14 protein-coding genes are annotated in these 16,032 nt (G+C 72.4%); 6 read left to right on the top strand and 8 right to left on the bottom strand.

Annotated features, from left to right (window positions below; translation table 11 throughout):
- The first annotated feature begins 523 nt into the window (after nt 1–523).
- Nucleotides 524–1,726 (top strand): amino acid deaminase/aldolase, encoded by a 1,203-nt coding sequence (locus tag OG562_RS07095; protein ID WP_266394894.1) that lies wholly within the window; start codon nt 524–526, stop codon nt 1,724–1,726.
- A 42-nt stretch (nt 1,727–1,768) separates the two neighbouring features.
- On the opposite strand, the gene OG562_RS07100 is transcribed toward OG562_RS07095, so the two are convergent.
- From OG562_RS07100 to OG562_RS07110, 3 genes are read right to left on the bottom strand one after another with little or no spacing between them, the layout of a single operon-like run.
- Nucleotides 1,769–2,569, bottom strand: a complete 801-nt coding sequence (locus OG562_RS07100) for a 3-oxoacyl-ACP reductase (RefSeq protein WP_266394896.1) — start codon at nt 2,567–2,569, stop codon at nt 1,769–1,771.
- The gene (locus tag OG562_RS07105) at nt 2,566–3,969 is read right to left on the bottom strand and encodes an aldehyde dehydrogenase (protein WP_266394899.1); all 1,404 of its coding nucleotides are present in this window, start codon (nt 3,967–3,969) and stop codon (nt 2,566–2,568) included. Before OG562_RS07105 ends, OG562_RS07100 begins: the two co-directional genes overlap by 4 nt.
- An 8-nt stretch (nt 3,970–3,977) precedes the next feature.
- Nucleotides 3,978–5,342 carry a glutamine synthetase family protein gene (locus OG562_RS07110; RefSeq protein ID WP_266394901.1) on the bottom strand — a complete coding sequence of 455 codons (1,365 nt, stop codon included), beginning with the start codon at nt 5,340–5,342 and terminating at the stop codon, nt 3,978–3,980.
- A gap of 86 nt (nt 5,343–5,428) precedes the next feature.
- Here OG562_RS07110 and OG562_RS07115 point away from each other — a divergent pair, with 86 nt between their 5' ends.
- A complete protein-coding gene (locus OG562_RS07115; protein ID WP_266394904.1) occupies nt 5,429–6,184 on the top strand; it encodes a FadR/GntR family transcriptional regulator in 756 nt (251 codons plus the stop codon).
- Between the two features lie 72 nt (nt 6,185–6,256).
- Nucleotides 6,257–6,982 (top strand): gamma-glutamyl-gamma-aminobutyrate hydrolase family protein, encoded by a 726-nt coding sequence (locus OG562_RS07120; protein ID WP_266394906.1) that lies wholly within the window; start codon nt 6,257–6,259, stop codon nt 6,980–6,982.
- A gap of 116 nt (nt 6,983–7,098) precedes the next feature.
- On the opposite strand, the gene OG562_RS07125 is transcribed toward OG562_RS07120, so the two are convergent.
- Complete coding sequence (locus tag OG562_RS07125; protein WP_266394908.1) at nt 7,099–8,064, bottom strand: LysR family transcriptional regulator; 966 nt, start codon at nt 8,062–8,064, stop codon at nt 7,099–7,101.
- A 70-nt stretch (nt 8,065–8,134) separates the two neighbouring features.
- On the opposite strand from OG562_RS07125, the gene OG562_RS07130 reads away from it, so the two are divergent.
- Nucleotides 8,135–9,265: a TDT family transporter gene (locus OG562_RS07130; protein ID WP_266394911.1), complete on the top strand. Its 1,131-nt coding sequence runs from the start codon at nt 8,135–8,137 to the stop codon at nt 9,263–9,265.
- On the opposite strand, the gene OG562_RS07135 is transcribed toward OG562_RS07130, so the two are convergent.
- From OG562_RS07135 to OG562_RS07150, 4 genes are all read right to left on the bottom strand, one after another.
- Entirely contained in the window at nt 9,177–9,914 is a 738-nt protein-coding gene (locus OG562_RS07135; protein ID WP_266394914.1) for a helical backbone metal receptor, read from the bottom strand. The two genes, OG562_RS07130 and OG562_RS07135, sit on opposite strands and share 89 nt — an antisense overlap.
- On the bottom strand, nt 9,914–10,486 hold the full coding sequence (locus OG562_RS07140; RefSeq protein WP_266394917.1) for a helix-turn-helix domain-containing protein: 573 nt from the start codon (nt 10,484–10,486) through the stop codon (nt 9,914–9,916). Before OG562_RS07140 ends, OG562_RS07135 begins: the two co-directional genes overlap by 1 nt.
- Before the next feature lie 486 nt (nt 10,487–10,972).
- Nucleotides 10,973–12,781 (bottom strand): ABC transporter permease/substrate binding protein, encoded by a 1,809-nt coding sequence (locus OG562_RS07145; RefSeq protein ID WP_266394920.1) that lies wholly within the window; start codon nt 12,779–12,781, stop codon nt 10,973–10,975.
- The gene (locus OG562_RS07150; protein WP_266394923.1) at nt 12,774–13,886 is read right to left on the bottom strand and encodes a glycine betaine/L-proline ABC transporter ATP-binding protein; all 1,113 of its coding nucleotides are present in this window, start codon (nt 13,884–13,886) and stop codon (nt 12,774–12,776) included. The genes OG562_RS07145 and OG562_RS07150 overlap by 8 nt, the downstream gene beginning before the upstream one ends.
- Before the next feature lie 204 nt (nt 13,887–14,090).
- Here OG562_RS07150 and OG562_RS07155 point away from each other — a divergent pair, with 204 nt between their 5' ends.
- On the top strand, nt 14,091–15,020 hold the full coding sequence (locus OG562_RS07155; protein WP_266409083.1) for a 5'-3' exonuclease: 930 nt from the start codon (nt 14,091–14,093) through the stop codon (nt 15,018–15,020).
- Between the two features lie 148 nt (nt 15,021–15,168).
- Nucleotides 15,169–16,023: a siderophore-interacting protein gene (locus OG562_RS07160; protein WP_266394925.1), complete on the top strand. Its 855-nt coding sequence runs from the start codon at nt 15,169–15,171 to the stop codon at nt 16,021–16,023.
- The last annotated feature ends 9 nt before the right edge of the window (nt 16,024–16,032 follow it).

The raw sequence follows: 16,032 nt of genomic DNA on the forward strand, positions 1-16,032 counted from the left end.
CCTGGCAGGGCCGCCCCCGAAGGCCCACGACACGGCGCTCTCGACAGGCTCGGCCGGCCCGGCCCGCCCGGGGGCGTCCTCCGGCTCCGTACCCCGGTCACCCGGTGCCTGCGTCGGAGCGGACCCGTTGCCGTCCCCGTCGGGCTCGGTCTCCGGTGGGCCCGGGGGCGTCGTCGGGCGTGGGGGGACGCCTGGGTGGGGAGGCACGTCCGGGCGCGGGGGGATCGAGGCGCGGCGTGCTTCCGTACTCATGCACCCCCCGTTTCCTCGTGCCCGGGCCGTCGTTCTCCTACGCGGGCCGTCGTTCCCCTGCCCCGGCGGACGCGCTGGTCCGTCCTGGGCACGCATACCCGCACGAGCGGACCGGCATCCCGACACACCTTGCCCGGCCGGAGCCGTCCTCCGTACGTGCGCGTCACTCTACGGCTTGTCAGCGACCGAACGGGAACCAGTCCGCGACCCCGGGGCATCTGCCCGGATCGTCCCCCTACCCTGCGGTAATCCTGTCTGGCAGGCTTCGTTCATGACTGCGCAAGCCGCCGACCGGGCCCGTTACGACCGGGCCACCGCCCATCTCGACGCCCCTGTGGCGATCGTGGACCTCGACGCCTTCGACGCCAACGCGCAGGACCTGGTCCGCCGGGCGGCAGGGAAACCCGTCCGCGTCGCCAGCAAGTCCGTACGCTGCCGAGCCCTGCTGGAACGTGTCCTGGCGAAGGACGGTTTCGCGGGCATCATGTCCTTCACCCTCGCCGAGTCGCTGTGGCTGGCGCGGTCCGGGTTCGAGGACATCCTGCTCGCCTACCCCTCGGCCGACCGCACCGCCTTCGCCGAGCTGGCCTCCGACCCCAAGCTCGCCGCCGCCGTGACCGTCATGGTCGACGACGTCGCCCAGCTCGACCTGATCGACGCCTCCCGGGCCGGGGGCGGCGAAGTCGTGCGTGTCTGCCTGGAGTTGGACACCTCGCTGCAGCTGCTCGGCGGCCGGGTCCGGATCGGCGCCCTGCGCTCGCCGCTGCGCTCCCCCGACCAACTCGCCGACGTGGCACGGGCGGTGGCCCGTCGGCCGGGTTTCCGGCTGGTGGGGATCATGGCGTACGAAGGCCACATCGCCGGGGTCGGCGACGCGGTGGCCGGGCGGCCGCTGCGCTCGCGGGCGATCCGGCTGATGCAGGCCACCGCCCGCCGCGAACTCGCCGAGCGCCGCGCCGCGGTGGTGCGGGCGGTCCGGGCCGTGGCGCCCGACCTGGAGTTCGTCAACGGCGGCGGCACCGGCAGTGTGCAGCACACCGCCGCCGAGGACGCGGTCACGGAGATCGCCGCGGGGTCGGGACTGTATGTGCCGCGCCTGTTCGACAACTACACGTCGTTCAGCGGGCGTCCGGCCGCCCTGTTCGCCCAGCCCGTCGTACGGCGGCCCGGAGTGGGCGTGGTGACGGTGCTGGGCGGCGGCTACCCGGCCTCGGGCGCGCCCGGCCCGGACCGGCTGCCCGTGCCGTATCTGCCGGAGGGGCTGCGCTACGACCCTCAGGAGGGCCCGGGCGAGGTGCAGACCCCGCTGCTCGGCTCCCCCGCCGACGATCTGCTGATCGGCGACAAGGTGTGGTTCCGGCACGCGAAGGCCGGTGAGCTGTGCGAGCGGTTCGAGGTGCTGCACCTCGTCGAGGGGGACAGGGTGACGGCGACCGCCCCGACGTACCGGGGCGAGGGCCACACTTTCCTCTGACCTCTGACGAGACCCTGACGAGGTCTGCCGAGACCCGCGGGCCTACAGCGGGGTGACGTAGGCGCCCGAGATCCCGCCGTCCACCAGGAAGTCGCTGGCGTTGACGAACGAGGAGTCGTCGCTGGCCAGGAAGGCGACGGCGGCGGCGATCTCCTCGGCCTCGGCGAACCGGCCCAGCGGGATGTGCACGAGCCGGCGCGCGGCCCGCTCGGGGTCCTTGGCGAACAGCTCCTGCAGCAGGGGCGTGTTGACCGGCCCGGGGCACAGGGCGTTGACCCGGATGCCCTCCCGGGCGAACTGCACGCCCAGTTCACGGGACATGGCCAGCACACCGCCCTTGGACGCCGTGTACGAGATCTGCGAGGTGGCCGCGCCCATCCGGGCCACGAAGGACGCGGTGTTGATGATGGAGCCCTTGCCCTGGCGCCGCATGTACGGCAGGGCGGCCTTGCAGCACAGGTAGACGGAGGTGAGGTTGACCTCCTGGACGCGCTTCCAGGCGTCCAGGCCGGTCTCCAGGATGGAGTCGTCGTCGGGCGGTGAGATGCCGGCGTTGTTGAAGGCGATGTCGACGCTGCCGTAGGTGTCGTAGGCCGTCTTGAAGAGGGCTTCGACCTGCTCGGGGTCGGTGACGTCGACCTTCACGAAGGTGCCGCCGACCTCCTCGGCGGCCGCCTTGCCGCGGGCCTCGTCGACGTCGCCGCAGACGACGTGCGCGCCCTCGGAGGCGAGCCGGCGCGCGGTGGCGAGGCCGATGCCGCTGCCGGCTCCGGTGATGACGGCCGTACGGCCGACGAGACGACGGCAGACGACGCCTTCGGTGGTCTCGGTGGTTTCGGTCACTGTGCGGGGCCCTCCGTGCTGATGAAGACGTTCTTGGTCTCGGTGAAGGCGGTCAGGGCTTCGGGGCCGAGTTCGCGGCCGATGCCGGACTGTTTGAAGCCGCCGAAGGGCGTCCAGTAGCGGACGCTGGAGTGGGAGTTGACGGACAGGTTGCCCGCGCGGACGGCCTGCGAGACGCGCAGGGCGCGGCCGATGTCACGGGTCCAGATGGAGCCGGAGAGGCCGTAGTCGGTGGCGTTGGCCAGGGTCACGGCCTCCGCCTCGTCCTCGAAGGGGAGTACGACGGCGACCGGTCCGAAGACCTCCTCGACGGCCACGCGCGCGTGGGGGTCGACGCCGGTGAGGACGGTCGGCGGGAACCAGAAGCCGGGGCCTTCGGGGGCCTTGCCGCGGATGCCTTCCAGCCCGTCCGTGGCGTACGAACGGACGCGCTCCAGCTGGACCTGGGAGATCAGCGGGCCCATGTCCGTCTTCTCGTCGGCAGGGTCGCCGACGGTCACCGCCTCGATCGCGGGGCCCAGCAGCTCCAGGAACCGGTCGTAGGCGCTGCGCTGGACGAGGATGCGGGTGCGGGCGCAGCAGTCCTGGCCAGAGTTGTCGAGGAAGGCCATGGGAGCCGCTGCGGCGGCGGCCTCGATGTCGGCGTCGGCGAAGACGATGTTGGGGCTCTTGCCGCCGAGTTCGAGGGTGACGCGCTTGAGCAGGGCGGAGCCCTTGGCCAGCACCTGCTTGCCCACGGCCGTCGACCCGGTGAAGACGATCTTCGCGACTCCCGGGTGCTCGACGAGGGCGTTGCCCGCGACCGGGCCGTGCCCGGGGAGGACCTGGAACAGCCCTTCCGGCAGGCCCGCCTCCAGGGCGAGTTCGGCGAGCCGCAGGGCGGTCAGCGGGGTCGTCTCGGCGGGCTTCAGGATCACGGCGTTGCCGGCGGCGAGCGCGGGAGCCGTGCCCCAGGCGGCGATCGGCATGGGGAAGTTCCAGGGCGCGATGACGCCCACGACGCCCAGCGGCTCCAGGATCGTGACGTCCAGGCCGCCGGACACCGGGATCTGACGGCCGGTCAGCCGTTCCACTCCCCCGGCCGCGTAGTCCAGCAGGTCACGGACGTTGCCGGCCTCCCAGCGGGCGTTGCCGATGACGTGCCCGGCCTCTCGCACCTCCAACCGGGCCAGCTCTTCGAGGTGTTCGTCGACGGCGACGGCGAACCGCCGTAGCAGCCGCGCCCGTTCGCCCGGCGCGAGCGCCGCCCACCGGGTCTGTGCCCGCGCGGCCCGTACGACGGCCGCGTCCACGTCGGCCGCGGTGGCGCCGGGGACGGTGGCGACGACCTCCTCGGTCGCGGGGTTCAGTACTTCCAACTCGTACGCGTGCTCGCGTTCGCGCTTGTCCTCGTCTGACAACGGGTGCCTCACATGCGTTCGAAGGAGCGACGCAGCTCCCAGTCGGTCACCGCGGCGTCGAAGGCGTCCAGTTCGACGCGGGCCATGTTGCGGTAGTGGGCGACCACCTCGTCGCCGAAGGCGGCCTGGGCGATCGGGCTGTTCTCCCACAGCTCGGCGGCCTCGCGCAGGGTGGTCGGGACGTGCTCGTACTCACCGGTGTAGGCGTTGCCCACACACGCCTCGGGCAGCTCCAGCTTCTGCTCGATGCCGTGGAGCCCGGCGGCGATCAGCCCGGCCACGGCGAGATACGGATTGACGTCGCCGCCGGGAAGGCGGTTCTCGAACCGCATGGAGCGTCCGTGGCCGACGATCCGCAGCGCGCAGGTGCGGTTGTCGTACCCCCAGGCGACGGCGGTCGGGGCGAAGGAGCCCGGCTGGAATCTCTTGTACGAGTTGATGTTGGGCGCGTACAGCAGCGAGAAGTCGCGCAGCGCGGCCAGTTGCCCGGCGAGGAAGTGCCGCATGACCTCGGACATGCCGCCCGGCCCGTCGCCGGCCATGACGTTGGCGCCGTCGGCGTCGGCGAGCGAGAGGTGGATGTGGCAGGAGTTGCCCTCGCGCTCGTTGTACTTGGCCATGAAGGTGAGCGAGACGCCCTCCTGGGAGGCGATCTCCTTGGCGCCGGTCTTGTAGACGGAGTGCTGGTCGCAGGTGACGAGGGCGTCGTCGTACTTGAACGCGATCTCGTGCTGTCCGGGGTTGCACTCGCCCTTGGCGGACTCGACGGTCAGCCCGGCGCCGGTCATCTCGTTGCGGATGCGGCGCAGCAGCGGCTCGATGCGGCCGGTCCCGAGCACCGAGTAGTCGATGTTGTACTGGTTCGCCGGGGTCAGCCCCCGGTAGTTCGCGTCCCAGGCGGCCTCGTAGGTGTCCTTGAAGACGATGAACTCCAGCTCGGTGCCGACCTTCGCCGTGAACCCGTGCTCGGCGAGCCGCTCCAGCTGGCGGCGCAGGATCTGCCGTGGGGCGGCGACGACCGGGGACCCGTCGTTCCAGGCGAGGTCGGCGACGAGCATGGCGGTGCCTGCGTTCCAGGGCAGGCGGCGCAGGGTGCTGAGATCCGGATGCATGGCGAAGTCGCCGTACCCCCGCTCCCAGGAGGACATGGCGTAGCCCTCGACCGTGTTCATCTCGGTGTCGACGGCGAGGAGGTAGTTGCAGCCTTCCGTGCCGTGCTCCAGGACGTCGTCGAGGAAGAAACGGGCGGCGAACCGCTTGCCCTGGAGCCGCCCTTGCATGTCGGGGAAGGCCAGGACGACAGTGTCGATCTCACCGGCGGCGACGAGGGTGTGCAGCTCCTCGACGCTCAGCGGGGGTGTGCGGTCTGCCACGGGAAAGCCTCCTTCGGCTTCTTTCGGTCAGCCGGGAGCCATAAGGTATTTCGGAGAACCATTGCTTGGGAAGGGGGCACGGCCAGATGACGCAGGCGGGTCCTGAGGACGGTCCGGCGGAACTGACGGAACTGGGCGACCGGCTCACGCCGGTGCTGCGGCCGGTGCGGGCGGGCAACGGCTTCGAGGAGGCGCTGGAACAGATCCTCCAGGTCGTACGGCTGGGCCTGGTGCCGGGCGGCGAGCGGCTGCCCGCGGAACGGGAGCTGGCGGAGCGGCTCGGGATCAGCCGGGTGACGCTGCGCGAGGTGCTGAAGGTGCTGCAGGACCAGGGGCTGGTCGAGTCCCGGCGAGGGCGCTATGGAGGAACGTTCGTCCTGCCGCGCGCGGACGCCGGCGGCGAGGACGAGCTACGGCGCCGGATCGCCGAGGTCGACATAGAGGACGTGCTGCGCTTCCGCGAGGTGCTGGAGGTGGGGGCGGCGGGCCTGTGCGCGGCGCACGGCCTCACCGGCGAGCAGGCGCACCGTCTGCGGGAGGCGCTGGCCCGCACCGAGGACGCCCCGCTGACCGACTACCGCCGGCTGGACACCCTCCTGCACCTCACCCTGGCCGAACTCTGCGGCTCCCCGTCCCTGACGGCGCAGTACGCGGCGGTACGGGCGACGGTGAACGACCTCCTCGACTGCATCCCGCTCCTCGTGCGCAACCTGGAGCACTCGCAGCGCCAGCACACCGCGCTGGTGGAGGCGGTGCTGGACGGGGACGCGGACGGGGCGCGGGAGATGATGCGGGAGCACTGCGCGGGCACGGCGGCACTGCTCAGGGGCTTCCTGGCATGAACACAGCGCGCAGATGGGCATGAAAAGGTGCGCGGACAGTCCATTGAGGGGATCGAGGGGACGGGAGGGCGTATGTCGGGCGGCAGGCCGTTGATCGGCGTGAGCACGTATCTGGAGTCCGGGGCGCGCTGGGGCGTGTGGGAGCTGGAGGCGGCGCTGCTGCCGGCCGGCTATCCGCGGCTGGTGCAGCGGGCCGGGGGGCTGGCGGCGATGCTCCCGCCGGACTCCCCCGAGCACGCGGCGGCGGCCGTGGCCCGGCTCGACGGTCTGGTGATCGCGGGCGGCCCCGACGTGGAGCCGGTCCGTTACGGCGCCGAGCCCGACCCCCGCACCGGCCCCCCGGCCCGGGAACGGGACGCGTGGGAGCTGGCCCTCATCGACGCGGCGCTGGCGGCCGACGTCCCGCTCCTGGGCATCTGCCGGGGCATGCAGCTGCTGAACGTGGCCCTGGGCGGCACCCTGACACAGCACGTGGACGGCCACGCGGAGGTCGTGGGCGTCTTCGGCCACCACCCGGTCAAGCCGGTCCCCGGCACGCTCTACGCCGACGTGGTCCAGGAGGAGACGTCCGTACCGACCTACCACCACCAGGCGGTCGACCGTCTGGGCAAGGCCCTCGTCCCCTCGGCCCACGCGGCGGACGGCACCGTGGAGGCGATCGAACTGCCTTCGGCGGGTTGGGTGTTGGGGGTGCAGTGGCATCCGGAGATGGGGGCGGACGTGCGGGTGATGCAGGCCCTGGTGGAGGCGGCGAGGACTTTCAGCCCGTCCGGGGGTCCCCCCTCCGGGGGAGTCTGAGGACGAGGCCCTTTCGGGGCCGAAGCGGGGGCCGGGGGGCGGCAGCCCCCCTCCTCCCAGCCCCTCCCCGGGGACGGGATCGGGAAGGGGAGGCGGGGGCGAAACCCCCCGGAGGCTCACCCCCGCGTCAACGCCAGCAACTCCCGAGCCGGCCCGGTAGGCCGATGCCCGGTGGGCCACACGGCCCGCAGATCCCGGGCCAGCGACACCCCCTCCACCGGAATCCCCACCAGCCGCCGCAGTGCCAACTCCTCCCCCACCGCCAGTTCGCTCAGCACCGCCGGCCCCGCCCCGCTCACCACGGCCGCCTTCACCGCCGTGGTCGAGGACAGCTCGATCAACGGCCGGGCCAGCCCGCCGAGCGCGCTGTCCAGCACCTGGCGAGTCCCCGACCCCTTCTCCCGCAGGATCAACGGCGTGGCCGCCAACTCGGCCGCGGGCAGCGCCCGCCTCCGCCGGGCCCAGGGATGCCCGGGGGCGACGACGACGATCAACTGGTCGTGGGCGATCACGGCCGAGTCCAGCCCCGGCGGCGCCGTGAGCCCCTCCACGAACCCCAGATCCGCCTCCCCCGCCAGCAACCGCTCCGCCACCGCCGCCGAGTTGCCCGCGAGCAGCGACACCGCGGTGTCCGGCCGCTGCGCGCGCAGCGCGAGAAGCCAGCCGGGCAGCAGATACTCGGCGATCGTCATGCTCGCCGCCACCCGCAGCCGCGAGTCCCGCCGGTCGCGCAGCGCCTGCGCCCCCGCGTCGAACGCGGCCGCCGCCTCCACGATCCGGCGCGCCCAGTCCGTCACCAGCGCACCGGCGTCCGTGAGCCGGGATCCGCGCGGCGAACGGTCCACGAGCGCCACGCCCAGCTGCCGTTCCATGGAACGGACCCGGCTGCTCGCGGCCGGCTGCGTGATGCCGAGCTCGCGTGCGGCGGCCCCCAGACTGCCCAGCCGCGCCACGGCGAGCAGCAGCTCCAGCGCCCCGAGATCCGGCACCCGATGCGCGATCGACCCGCCGCTCGCACCGCCACCGGCGCTGGCGCCGCTGCCCGGGCCCGCACCCTCCGCCTGTCGCTCCACACCGCCCATAAACCCAGCTTATGCCCCCATAGAGCCATGGTCCCTGGCCGCGCCCCCGAGCCCGCGCGACGGTGAAGCCATGGTCACCGCCGCTGTCCGCCACCTCGGCCCCAACTGGTACGCCACGGTCATGGGCACCGCCGCCGTCGCCACCGCCGGGGCCGCGCTGCCCGCCCGCGTCCCAGGGCTGCGCCCGGTGTGCACGGCCGTCTGGGCCCTCTCCCTGGCCCTGCTGGCGGCCCTGCTCGCCGCGCGCGCCGTGCACTGGCGCCACCATCGCGACCAGGCCCGCGCCCATCTCCTCGACCCGGCGACGGCCCCGTTCTACGGCTGCCTGGCGATGGCGCTGCTCGCGGTCGGCGGCGGCGCCCTCACCGTCGGCGCGGACGTGATCGGCGCCGAAGCCGCGGTCGCGCTCGACGCCGTGCTGTTCACCGCCGGTACGGTCGTGGCGCTCACGGCCGCCGTGGCCGTCCCGTACCTCATGGCCGTACGCCATCGGGTCGTGGCCTCCGAGGCCACTCCGGTGTGGCTGCTGCCGGTCGTCGCGCCGATGGTGGCCGCCGCGTCGGGGCCGCTTCTCGTGCCGCACCTGCCTGCCGGGCAGCCGCGGCAGGCCCTTCTGCTGGCGTGCTTCGCGTTGTTCGGGCTGAGTCTGCTGGGCACGCTCGTCATGCTGCCGATGGTGTTCGGCCGGCTGGTCGCGGGCGAGGAGCCGCTGCCGCTCGTCCTGACGCCGACCCTGTTCCTGGTCCTGGGGCCGCTCGGGCAGTCCACCACGGCCGTCGGGCAGTTCGCGCAGGTCGCTCCGGGGGTCGTGGCCGGCCCGGAGAGCAGGGGCTTCACGGTGTTCGCCGTGCTGTACGGGGCGCCGGTCATGGGCTTCGCGCTGCTGTGGCTGTGTCTGGCGACCGCCCAGGTGGTGCGCGCCCGTCGGCAGGGGATGGGCTTCGCGATGACGTGGTGGGCGTTCACCTTCCCCGTGGGCACCTGTGTGACCGGGGCCGCGACCCTGGCCCGGCACACGGGGCTGACCGCCTACGCCGTGCTCGCCTGCGTCCTGTACGTCGGCCTCGTCGCCGCCTGGTCCGTCGCCGCCGTGCACACGGTGCGCGGGCTGCTCAGCGGAGCGCTGCTCGCAGGGCCTCGCCCAGCACCTGCGGCGCTTCGGCGAGCGACGGTCCGTACCAGGTCAGCAGCCGTCCGCTGACGAGCGCGCAGGGCAGGCCGGGGAAGGCCTCGGGGCCGTCGTCCGCGGCGAAGCGGTAGGGCTCGTCGGGCAGGACGACCAGGTCAGGACCGACGGCCCGCAGTTCCTCGAGCGGAATCCGCGGATACCGCTGCGCGTGCCCGGCGTACAGGTGGTGGACGCCCAGGCGGGCCAGGACGTCCCCGGCGAACGTGTCCCGGCCCAGCACCATCCAGGGGCGGCGCCAGATCGGTACGACGGCCGTCGTCGGACGGGACCCGGGAAGCGGTGGCGCCGCCTGCCACGCGGCCTCGGCCTTGTCCAGCCAGTCCGGCCGGGATCGTCCCCCGCACGCCTGAATCACCCGGGTCAGTTCCCGGAAGGCCTGGGGCACGTCCCGGACCTCGGTGACCAGCACGTTCAGGCCCGCCGCCCGCAGTGCGGCCAGGTCGGGCTCCCGGTTCTCCTCCTCGTTGGCGATCACCAGATCGGGGGCGAGGTCGATGATCCGTTCGACGTCGGGGTTCTTGGTGCCTCCGATCCGGGGGACGTCGAGCTCCGCCGGGTGGGTGCACCAGTCGGTGGCGCCGACCAACGCGCCGGGCACGGACGACGCCACCGCCTCCGTCAGCGACGGGACCAGCGAGACGACCCGCGCCACGGCCCGCACTACCGCTTCCGGCCCCGGTCCCGGACCGCCTCGATGTGCTCGGCGACCGCCACGACGACGATCCGGGTGTCCGGCACGGTCGCCCGCCAGCGATGGCGGACCCCGCCGGTGAGATAGAGGGTGTCGCCGCGGCCCAGACGGTACGCCCGTCCCTCCGCCTCGATCTCCACGGCGCCGTCGGCGACGTACATCAACTGGTCGTTGCGGTACTGGAATTCGCGGCCGGCGTCATGGTCGCCGGTGAACTCCGTGGCGTGCATCTGGTGGTGGCCGCGCACCAGGGAGCGGGAGCGCGGCTCGGGGCCGGGCTCGGCGATCTCGGCGCGTACGACGTCGACGCTGCACGCGGGGTCGGCGGCGGCCAGGAGTTCCACGGCGGTGGTGCGCAGGGCGTCGGCGACCTTCTCCAGGGAGCTGGTGCTGGGCCGTGCCCGGTCGTTCTCGATCTGGCTCAGGAACGGGACCGACAGGCCGCTGCGCTCGGCCACGACGGCGAGGGTGAGCTCCAGGGACCGGCGCCGTCGCCGCACGGCCGCGCCCACTCGCAGGGGTTGTTCTTTGTGGTCGCCCATCGCTCCGGCTCCCTCCTTCGCTCGTCGCCGCGGTTGTTCGGATCACCTCTGCGCCCGGTCCCGGGCGCAGTCCTTCTGATGAGTTCTCTGCACCCTATGCATGTTCGGCAAACCGTTTCATGCGGCCGTCACATGCAGGACACACGGTGTGACGCCCGACCTCACAGTTCACGCCAGCGGATCGGGCCCCGGACGCGCCCTGTCCCGACGCATCCGAGGGTTTTCCGGTTCAATGCGCGAACGGCCGTGAGTGTTCCCGCTCGTCCCCGGCCCCGCAAGGGCTTCGGCTCGGGCAGGAGCGTAGCTCTGCGTGGTTGGCCGGATCCTTACGGTGGGAAACGCGAGGCCGACGGCACGAGGGGCGGGCCCCGGCGTACGCGCACGGCGTACATCGGAGCCCGCCCCTCGACAGGCGGTTGCGGGGCTGTCAGGCCACCCGGCCGCCCGGTTCTGATCCCCCGCCTTCTCGCTCGCCGTCTCGCTCGCCTACTCGCTCGCCTTCTTGCCCGCGTCGGCCACGGGCGCCCATGCGTCGACGAGTCCGGGGTGCTGCTCGAGCCAGGTGCGGACGGCGGCCTGCTCCTCGCCCTTGCCGGACTTCTGGATCTGCGCCTCCAGACCGGTGAGCTGACCCTCGGTCATCTTGAAGTCCTTCAGCCACTTGCCGACCTCGGGGTGGTCGGCGGCGAAGCCCTTGCGGGAGAGGGTGTGCACGCCGTCGCCCTTCCCCCAGGCGCCCTCGGGATCCTTGAGCTTCTTCAGGTCGTACTCGCTGTACGCCCAGTGCGGCGACCAGAGCGTGACGGCGATCGGCTCCTTCTTGGCGTACGCGCGCTTGAGCTCGGCGAGCATCGCCGGGGTGGAGCCGTCGACGACCTTGTACGCGCCGTCGAGGCCGTACTCCTCGAGGACCTTGTCCTTGAGCAGGCCCATCATTCCGGCGCTGGGCTCGATGCCGGTGATCTTCCCGCCGAACTCGGAGGCGTGGGCCTTCAGGTCCGCGAGGGAGTTCACGTCCTTCATGTACGAGGGGACGGAGAGCTCCAGGGAGGTCGGGCCGTACCACTGGCCGAGGTCGTCGAGCTGGTCGCCGTACTTCTTCCAGTACTCGGCGTGGGTGGTGGGCAGCCAGGCGTCGGTCTGGAAGTCGATCTGGCCGGTGGCGACGCCCGTGTACAGGGGCGCGGCGGCGTACTGGGAGGTGGTCACGTCGAAGCCGCGTTCCTCCAGGAGTTCCTTCCAGAGGTAGGTGGAGGCGATGCCCTCGTCCCAGGGGATGTAGCCGATCTTGATCTCCTGGCCCTTGCCGACGTCCGTGGCGGAGGCCTCGGCGGTGGAGGAGGACGGGCCGAAGACGCCCATGCCGCCGGCGACCAGCGCCAGGACGACCACGCCGACCACGGCGACGGCCGGGCGCGGGCGGTACGACCACACGGTGCTGCGGGCCTTCGCGGCGGCGCGCCGGCCGAGCGGGGAGATGCGGGCGCCGAGGGCGCCGGTCATGCGGTCCAGGTAGACGGCGAGGACGACGATGCCCAGGCCCGCCTCGAAGCCGAGGCCGATGTCGAGCTGGCCGATGGCCTCGTTGACGGCCCCGCCGAGGCCGCCGGTGCCGACCATGCCGGCGATGACGACCATCGACAGGCCCAGCATGATGACCTGGTTGACGCCCGCCATGATGGTCGGCAGGGCGAGCGGGAGCTGCACGCGCAGCAGGGTGTCGCGGGGCGGGGTGCCGAACGCCTCGGCCGCCTCGACGAGGTCGGGGTCGACCTGGCGGATGCCGAGCTCGGTCATGCGCACGCCCGGGGCGAGCGCGAAGATCAGGGTGGCCACGACGCCGGCGGGCACGCCCATGCCGAAGAACAGGATCGCCGGGATGAGCAGGACCATCGACGGCATCGTCTGCAGGAGGTCCAGGACGGGGCGGACGGTCGCGCTGACGGCCTTGGAGCGGGCGGCCCAGATGCCCAGCGGGACGGAGAGCACCAGGGCGATCACCGTGGCGACGAGCACCAGGGACAGCGTGGACATCGCCTCGTCCCACAGGGCGAGCGAGTCGATGAGGGCGAACCCGGCGAAGGCGAGGACGCCCGCGACCAGGCCGCGCAGCCACCAGGCGAGCACCGCGAGGATGCCCGCGAGAAGCAGGGGCTCGGGGGCGGCGAGAACGGCGTCGAGACCGTCGTACATGCCTTCGACGACCGTCTTGATCGCGTCGAAGAGCCAGGACATGTGGGTGACGAGCCAGTCGACGCCGGAGTCGACCCAGTCGCCGAGGTTGAGCCTAGGCACGGGCGGTCACCTTCTTCCCGCCGTCGCGCGGGGCGTCGCAGGGCGCGGCGTCCCCTTGGGCGTCCCGGGCGTCCTGTGCGTCCTGTGCGTCGCCGAGGAAGGCCACCAGGCGGCGTCTGGGCACGACGCCGACGAGCCCGTGTTCGCCGTCCAGGACGGCGACCGGGTGGGTGAGGCGGGCGCTGAGCGCGCACAGCGCGGTGAACGGGGTCTCGGGGGTCGCGGTGTCGCAGCCGCAGTCGGCCTCGTCGCCGCGGACGTGGGTGTCCATGACGGCTCCGGCGGTCAGGACGCGGGTGCGGTCGACGTCCTGGATGAAGGAGGCGACGTACTCGTTCTCGGGACGGATCAGGATGTCCTCCGCCGTGCCCGTCTGCACGATGCGGCCGTCGCGCATGACGGCGATGCGGTCGCCCAGGCGCATGGCCTCGTTGAGGTCGTGGGTGATGAAGACGATCGTCTTCTTCAGGGTCTGCTGGAGCGTGAGGAGCTGGTCCTGCATGTCACGGCGGATCAGCGGGTCCAGCGCGCTGAAGGACTCGTCCATCAGCAGCAGGTCGGCGTCGGTGGCCAGGGCGCGGGCCAGGCCCACGCGCTGCTGCATGCCGCCGGACAGCTCGTCCGGCCAGGAGGTCTCCCAGCCGGCCAGCCCGCACAGCCGCAGCGCCTCGGCGGCGCGCCGGTCGCGCTCGGCGCGGGGGACGCCCTGGACCGCGAGGCCGTAGGCGGCGTTGTCGAGGACGCTGCGGTGCGGGAAGAGCGCGAAGTGCTGGAAGACCATGCTGATCTTCCGCGCCCGGACCTCGCGCAGCTCGCGGCCGGCGAGCGCGGTGAGGTCCTGGCCGTCGAAGAGGACGCGGCCGGCGGTGGGCTCCAGCAGTCCGTTGAGCATGCGCAGAAGCGTGGACTTCCCGGAGCCGGACAGGCCCATGACGACGAAGATCTGGCCGGGGTCCACGGTGAAGGAGGCGTCGATGACGGCGGCGGTGGTGCCGTCGGCGCGCAGCTCCTCCCGGTCGGCTCCGCCCCGGAGCCGCTCGACCGCCTGGTCCTGTCGTCTGCCGAACACCTTGTAGAGATGTTCGGCCTCAAGCCTGGATGACACGCGTACCTCTCGGTCGGGAACAGAAGTCGGGAACAGAAACGGAGCGACGGATGCATATGCGAACGGCATCGCTCCGACGCGCGCCTGCCCTGGCCCCTGGCGTGCAAACGTACGAGTGGTTCAGTTCACAGGCGGTGCGACAGAAGGTTCACGTGTGCCACGTGAGTGAATACCCACCGGTCACCTGGGTGGCCGTGCGGCATGATGCGAGACGTGACCGGACGACTGATGCTCCTCGACACCGCCTCGCTGTACTTCCGCGCCTACTTCGGCGTCCCGGACTCCGTGAGGGCGCCGGACGGCACGCCGGTGAACGCCGTGCGCGGACTGCTCGACTTCATCGACCGGCTGGTCAAGGACCACCGGCCCGACGAGTTGGTCGCGTGCATGGACGCCGACTGGCGGCCCCGGTGGCGGGTGGACCTGATCCCCTCCTACAAGGCGCACCGGGTCGCTGAGGAGCGCGATGAGGGCCCGGACGCGGAGGAGGTGCCGGACACGCTGTCGCCGCAGGTGCCGATCATCGAGGCGGTCCTGGACGCGCTCGGCATCGCGCGCGTGGGCGTCGCGGGGTACGAGGCGGACGACGTGATCGGCACGTTCACCGCCCGGGCGAAGGGCCCGGTCGACATCGTCACCGGCGACCGCGACCTCTACCAGCTGGTGAACGACGTGCGCGGAGTGCGCGTGCTCTACCCGCTCAAGGGCGTGGCCACGCTGCAGCTGACGGACGAGGCCTGGCTGCGCGAGAAGTACGGGGTCGACGGGCCGGGGTACGCGGATCTGGCGCTGCTGCGCGGCGATCCGAGCGACGGCCTGCCGGGCGTCCCGGGCATCGGGGAGAAGACCGCGGCCAAGCTGCTGGCCGAGTTCGGCGACCTGGCCGGGATCATGGCGGCGGTGGACGACCCGAAGGCGAAGCTCACGCCGTCGCAGCGCAGGCGGCTGGACGAGTCGCGGCCCTACGTCGCCGTCGCGCCGACGGTCGTCCGGGTCGCCGGCGACGTGCCGCTGCCGGACGTGGACCGGGTGCTTCCACGGGCGGCGCGCGACGGGGCGACACTGGAAGCGCTGGGACAGCGCTGGGGGCTCGGAGGGTCGCTGCAACGACTGCTGACCACGCTGAACGCGTGAACATTGTTCTCGTGCCAGGGAATGACATTCCCGCCCTGGGAGAGTCATTCTCTACATGAGAGGTGAGCAAAGCATCTGAACAGGGGGGCATCACCGGGGGAGAGATGCTAACTTAGGTAAACCTAACCATAGAACATGGGAGGCCGTCATGGCAGAACGTCCGGCACGGAAGCCGCGGAAGCCCCACTCCGCGCAGGTCGTCCGCACCGAACGGCTGACCCCGCACATGCAGCGCGTGGTCCTGGGCGGCGAGGGTCTGGCCGAGTTCACCGTGGGCTCCTGCACCGACCACTACGTCAAACTCCTCTTCGGGCCCGAGGGCGTGACCTACCCGGAGCCCTTCGACATGGAGCGCATCCGCGCCGAGTTCCCGCGCGAGCAGTGGCCCGTGACCCGGACGTACACCGTGCGGCACTGGAACGCCGAACACCGCGAGCTGACCCTGGACTTCGTGATCCACGGCGACGAGGGCCTGGCCGGGCCGTGGGCGGCGCGCGTCCAGCCGGGCGAGACCGTCCGCTTCATGGGACCCGGCGGGGCCTACGCGCCCGACCCGGCCGCCGACTGGCATCTGCTCGCCGGTGACGAGAGCGCCCTGCCCGCCATCGCGGCCGCCCTGGAGGGACTGCCGTCCGGCGCGGTGGCCCACGCCTTCGTGGAGGTGGCCGGGCCGGAGGAGGAGCAGAAGATCGACTCCGAGGTGGAGGTCGTCTGGCTGCACCGCGGCGACCGGCCCGTCGGCGAGCGACTCGTCGAGGCGGTCCGGGCGCTGCGCTTCCCCGAGGGCCGCGTCCACGCCTTCGTGCACGGCGAGGCCGCGGCCGTGAAGGAGCTGCGCCGGACGCTGCGGGTCGAGCTGGAGATCCCCCGCGAGGACCTGTCGATCTCCGGCTACTGGCGGCTCGGCCACAACGAGGACGGCTGGCAGGCCTCGAAGCGGGAGTGGAACGCGCGTGTGGAGGCGGAGCAGGAGGATCAGGAGGGTACGGCCCCGGCCGCCTAGCCCTGCGGA

The organism is Streptomyces sp. NBC_01275 (assembly GCF_026340655.1).
Taxonomy (GTDB): Bacteria; Actinomycetota; Actinomycetes; order Streptomycetales; family Streptomycetaceae; genus Streptomyces.

Excerpts from the sequence above, each read along its gene's own strand:
- OG562_RS07095 (WP_266394894.1), top strand. The coding sequence starts at position 524 with ATGACTGCGCAAGCCGCCGACCGGGCCCGTTACGACCGGGCCACCGCC.
- OG562_RS07115 (WP_266394904.1), top strand. The coding sequence starts at position 5,429 with ATGACGCAGGCGGGTCCTGAGGACGGTCCGGCGGAACTGACGGAACTG.
- OG562_RS07120 (WP_266394906.1), top strand. The coding sequence starts at position 6,257 with ATGTCGGGCGGCAGGCCGTTGATCGGCGTGAGCACGTATCTGGAGTCC.
- OG562_RS07125 (WP_266394908.1), bottom strand. The coding sequence starts at position 8,064 with ATGGGCGGTGTGGAGCGACAGGCGGAGGGTGCGGGCCCGGGCAGCGGC.
- OG562_RS07130 (WP_266394911.1), top strand. The coding sequence starts at position 8,135 with ATGGTCACCGCCGCTGTCCGCCACCTCGGCCCCAACTGGTACGCCACG.
- OG562_RS07140 (WP_266394917.1), bottom strand. The coding sequence starts at position 10,486 with ATGGGCGACCACAAAGAACAACCCCTGCGAGTGGGCGCGGCCGTGCGG.
- OG562_RS07155 (WP_266409083.1), top strand. The coding sequence starts at position 14,091 with ATGCGAGACGTGACCGGACGACTGATGCTCCTCGACACCGCCTCGCTG.
- OG562_RS07160 (WP_266394925.1), top strand. The coding sequence starts at position 15,169 with ATGGCAGAACGTCCGGCACGGAAGCCGCGGAAGCCCCACTCCGCGCAG.